This is a genomic window from Nocardiopsis sp. TNDT3, assembly GCF_003427465.1.
Taxonomy (GTDB): domain Bacteria; phylum Actinomycetota; class Actinomycetes; order Streptosporangiales; family Streptosporangiaceae; genus Nocardiopsis; species Nocardiopsis dassonvillei.
This window is the reverse complement of sequence record NZ_QPFC01000664.1, coordinates 1-4,607: the sequence shown is the minus strand read 5'-3', so window position 1 is coordinate 4,607 and position 4,607 is coordinate 1. Positions and strand designations below refer to the sequence as shown.

At 75.5% G+C, this 4,607-nt stretch carries 4 protein-coding genes; 1 reads left to right on the top strand and 3 read right to left on the bottom strand.

Going from position 1 to position 4,607, the window contains the following annotated elements; translation table 11 throughout:
- Nucleotides 1–101: 101 nt before the first annotated feature.
- The 3 genes from menD to menB all read right to left on the bottom strand — a co-directional run bounded on the left by menD (nt 102) and on the right by menB (nt 3,794).
- On the bottom strand, nt 102–1,790 hold the full coding sequence (gene menD / locus DQW06_RS16745; protein ID WP_013153591.1) for a 2-succinyl-5-enolpyruvyl-6-hydroxy-3-cyclohexene-1-carboxylic-acid synthase: 1,689 nt from the start codon (nt 1,788–1,790) through the stop codon (nt 102–104).
- A gap of 184 nt (nt 1,791–1,974) precedes the next feature.
- On the bottom strand, nt 1,975–2,958 hold the full coding sequence (locus DQW06_RS16740) for an o-succinylbenzoate synthase (RefSeq protein WP_117198889.1): 984 nt from the start codon (nt 2,956–2,958) through the stop codon (nt 1,975–1,977).
- Nucleotides 2,955–3,794 (bottom strand): 1,4-dihydroxy-2-naphthoyl-CoA synthase, encoded by an 840-nt coding sequence (menB, locus tag DQW06_RS16735; protein ID WP_019611148.1) that lies wholly within the window; start codon nt 3,792–3,794, stop codon nt 2,955–2,957. Before menB ends, DQW06_RS16740 begins: the two co-directional genes overlap by 4 nt.
- A 195-nt stretch (nt 3,795–3,989) precedes the next feature.
- On the opposite strand from menB, the gene DQW06_RS16730 reads away from it, so the two are divergent.
- The coding region (locus DQW06_RS16730; RefSeq protein WP_157983463.1) for an AMP-binding protein at nt 3,990–4,607 on the top strand (618 nt) is incomplete at its 3' end.

The following is a 4,607-nucleotide window of genomic DNA, read 5'->3' as shown; positions in this document are numbered from 1 at the left end:
GGCGAGGGGTCGAAAAGGGGGACGGGTACGACGCCCGGCGCCCCGGTGGACGGCCCCGGCCCGCATGGTGGTCCCCGCCCGCTTCGGTCAGGGGCGTGCGCTCAGAGCGCCCCGTCCACCGCGGCGTCCACCGCGGCCTGGATCCGGCGGCGCAGCGCGGCGCTGCCCGCGCGGTGCGTGCACACCTCGATCAGGCGCGGCCCCTCGCCCAGCAGCGCCTTGGGCAGGTCGGTCGCCCACTCCAGGCGGGTGTAGGGCACGTCGGCCACCGCCGCCACCCGTTCCATCGACGCCCCGTGCGGGGTGCCGAACACCCGCTCGAAGTCGGGGTGCCCGGCCTGCTCCAGACCGGAGAAGATCCCGCCGCCGTCGTTGTTGACCACGACGATCGCCAGGTCCGGGCGAGGCTCCCCCGGGCCGATCAGCAGCCCGTTCTGGTCGTGCAGCATCGCAAGGTCGCCCAGCAGCGCGTAGGCGTGCCCCCCGCCCCCGGCCTGGTGGGCCAGCGCCGCGCCGATGGCCGTGGAGACCGACCCGTCGATCCCGCTGACGCCCCGGTTGCCCACCAGGCGCACGCCGCAGCGCGCCCGCATGGTGGCGTCCAGGTCGCGGATGGGCATGCTCGAACCGGCGAACAGCAGCGAACCGGTGGACATGTGCGCGACCAGGTCGCGGGCCAGCCGCGGCTCGCTGAGCACCTCCTCCTCGTCCAGCACCGCGTCCAGGGCGGCGCGGGCCACCGCCTCCGCCTCCGACCAGGTCCGCGACCACTCGGTGCTCCGCGGGGAGCCGGGGTCCAGACCGGCGGGCGGCGCGACCGCGGCCACCACGTCGGTGGCGGTGCGCACCGGGTCGGAGAAGGCGTCGAGCGCGCCCGCGCCGACCACCACGTGCCGTTCGGCCCGGCGCAGGTAGGCCAGGATCTGCCGGGACAGGTTGGGGCGGCCCACGCTCACCACCAGCTCCGGCGCCGGCCGCGCGACCACGCGCGGCGAGGCCAGCAAGTGCCGGTAGGTGGACAGCGCGCCCGCCCGGCGGGCGTTGGAGGTCGGTTCGGCCAGCAGGGGCCACCCGGTCGCCTCGGCCAGCGCCAGGAACGGCACCGGGTCGTAGTCCCCGTCGCCGCACACGATCACACCGCGCTCGACGTCGGGCAGGGCGAACGGCGCGGGTTCGGTCAGCGGCCCCGGGCGGCCGATCCACGCCCGGCCGCCGTCGCGCCCCTCCAGGGGCTCGGGCCACGCGCCCGTGTCGGCGTCGGGGGTCAGCGGGTCGCGGAAGGCCACGTTGAGGTGGACCGGACCGGGGCGTCCGCCCAGCGCCGAGCCCCACGCGCGGCAGGCCAGCGACCGCCAGTAGGCGACCATGCCGGGCACCGGGTCGGGGGTGCCGACCTCGGCGAACAGGCGGACCGCGCCGCCGTACAGGCCGATCTGGTCCACCGTCTGGTTGGCGCCGGTCCCGCGCAGCTCCGGGGGCCGGTCGGCGGTGAGCACCAGCAGCGGCACCCCGCTCTCGTCCGCCTCCATCACCGCCGGGTGGAAGTTGGCCGCGGCCGTGCCGGAGGTGCACACCACCGCGACCGGGCGGCGCGAGACGCGGGCCAGACCGAGGGCGAGGAAGGAGGCCGAGCGCTCGTCGATGCGCACGTGCACCCGGATTCCGGGGTGGGCGACCAGGGCCAGGGCGAGCGGCGTCGAGCGCGACCCCGGCGCGACGACGGCCTCGGCCAGGCCGCAGCGGGCCAGCTCGTCGACCAGGACACGCGCCAGGGCGGTGGACGGATTCATCAACTCTCTCGATCGTCTCAAGGTGTACCCAGTATCACCATGTGGACCCGGCCCCTACAGTCAACCCCCACCCGGGGCCCGCGGAGGACGAACACGGCTGTTACCCCCCACACACGCCAACCGGACATCCGGCCCCCTGTCACCGTGCGCCCCAGGCGTAACATCAACGCCGGTCACGGCGCGGTCATCCGGCGCCGGGGACCTCGTCGGCGGCCGACCGCGCGGCCTCGGCGCGGGCCCGCCAGGCGGCGGGGTCGACCTCCACCGCGCGCAGGCTCGCCTCGTCCACCGTCACCGGGCGCACGGGCAGGAACCCGTTCTCGGGCAGCAGGGGGTCGGCGGTGACGTCGGCGGTCAGCATCTGCATGGTGGCCAGGCCGCACGCGTGGGGCAGCTCCGGCAGCGCGGCCGCCAGGGCCACCCCCGCCGCCAGGCCCACCGAGGTCTCCACGGCGCTGGAGACCACCACCGGCAGCCCGCACGCCTCGGCCACGCGCAGCGCGGCGCGCACCCCGCCCAGCGGCTGCACCTTGAGGACCACGATGTCGGCGGCGCCGGCGGCGCGCACCCGCAGCGGGTCCTCGGCCCTGCGGACGGACTCGTCGGCGGCCACGGGGACCGACACCCGGCGGCGCACGGCGGCCAGCTCGTCCAGGGTGGCACACGGCTGCTCGACGTACTCCAGGCCGAAGCGGTCCAGTTCGCGCACCATCCGCACGGCGGTGTCGACGTCCCAGGCGCCGTTGGCGTCCACCCGCACCAGCCCCGAGGGGCCCAGGGCGTCGCGGACCGCCTCGACGCGGGCCAGGTCCTCGGCGGGGTCCTGGCCGCGTTCGGCCACCTTGACCTTGGCGGTGGCGCAGCCGCCCGCGGCGACGATCGCGTGGGCCCGCTCGGGGTCCACGGCGGGCACGGTCACGTTGACCGGCACGCAGTCGCGGACGGGCGCGGGCCAGCCGTGGTGGGCGGCCTCCTCACAGGCGGCCCACCAGCGGGCGCACTCGCGCGGGCCGTACTCGGCGAAGGGGGAGAACTCCCCCCATCCGGCGGGCCCGCGCACGAGCATGCCCTCGCGGACGGTGATGCCGCGGAAGCGGTTGCGCAGGCCGACCGCGAAGGCGCGTCCCCCGGCGGGCGTGCCCGCCGGGTCGGGTTCGGCAGCGGTCACGGACGACGCGGGAACTTGTCGAACTCCGGGCTGCGCTTCTCCTTGAAGGCGTCGCGGCCCTCCTGGGCCTCCTCGCTCATGTAGTAGAGCATCGTGGCGTCACCGGCGAACTGCTGCATCCCGGCCGCGCCGTCGCTGACGGCGTTGATGGCGCCCTTGAGCATGCGCAGCGCCAGCGGGGACTTCTCCAGCATCTCCCGGGCCCAGGCCACGGTCTCCTTCTCCAGGTCCTCCAGCGGCACGACCGTGTTGACCATGCCCATGTCCAGGGCCTCCTGCGCGCTGTACTGGCGGCACAGGTACCAGATCTCGCGGGCCTTCTTCAGGCCGACGGTCTCGGCGAGCAGCCAGGAGCCGTAGCCGCCGTCGAAGGAGCCGACCTTGGGGCCGGTCTGGCCGAACTTGGCGTTGTCCGCGGCGATGGTCAGGTCGCAGCAGACCTGGAGCACGTTGCCGCCGCCGATGGACCAGCCGGCGACCATGGCGATGACGGGCTTGGGCAGGCGGCGGATCTGCACCTGGAGGTCGAGCACGTTGAGGCGGCCGATGCCCTGGCGGGCCACGGCGTCGTCGCCCATGTAGCCGTCCTCGCCGCGGATCTTCTGGTCGCCGCCGGAGCAGAACGCCTGGTCGCCGGCGCCGGTGAAGATGATCACGCCGACCGAGGAGTCGTCGCGGGCGAGGTTGAAGGCGTCCTGGAGCTCGAACAGCGTCTGGGGCCGGAAGGCGTTGTGGCGCTCGGGGCGGTTGATCGTGATCTTGGCGATGCCCTCCGCGGTCTCGTAGATGATGTCGGAATACTCGCCCGACCGCTGCCAGTCGATCACGCTGCTCACGGCTACTGCTTCTCCTCAACGGGGACACTGTGGACGGCGCGGACGTGTCACCACGTCCACGCGACAACCCTACGCATTGTGCCAGGCGAGCGGGACGCGCGGGCAGGGCGGTGCTCCTTGCGCCCGTGTCCGCCGCCCGGCGCCGGATCCGACCCCCGGGGCGGGTGCTCCGGACACGGGCGTACCCTTGCCGTCGTGGCACGCGAGAGACAGGTCGAGGCAGGCGGAACGCACCCCCGTGACCTGGAGGGGCGCCCCCTCCAGGCGGTGCGCGGACTGGCGCCGGAGCGCCTGGGCGACCTGTTGGCCCGGGCCCTGGACGGGCACGGCCCCGCCCTGCTGCCGATCCCCGACGGGACCCCCGACGCGCGCGTGGACGAACTCCTGGCCGCCATGCGCCCGGCCTCCCTGCGCACCCCGGACGGGGTCGCCGCGCTGGACGGCGCCCGCCCGGCGGGCGGGGACACCGCCCTGGTCATCACCACCTCGGGCTCCACCGGCGCGCCCAAGGGCGTGGAGCTGTCCGCCGCCGCGCTGCGCTCCTCCGCGCGGGCCTCGGTGGCGCGGATCGGCGCCGCCCCCGGCGACGCGTGGCTGTGCGTGCTGCCCGCCGGGCACATCTCCGGCATCCAGGTGATCATGCGCGCCCTGGCCACGGGCGGCCGGATCGAGCACGCGGCCTTCTCGGTGCGGACGGTGGTCGGGCTCGCGCGCGGATCTCGACCGCACGTGTCCCTGGTGCCCACCCAGCTGCGGCGCCTGCTGGCCGCCGGGACCGACCTGTCGGTGTTCGGGACCATCCTGCTCGGCGGC

Bases quoted from the DNA above. Each gene is read 5' to 3' on its own strand.
- menD (WP_013153591.1), bottom strand. From the start codon at position 1,790: ATGAATCCGTCCACCGCCCTGGCGCGTGTCCTGGTCGACGAGCTGGCC.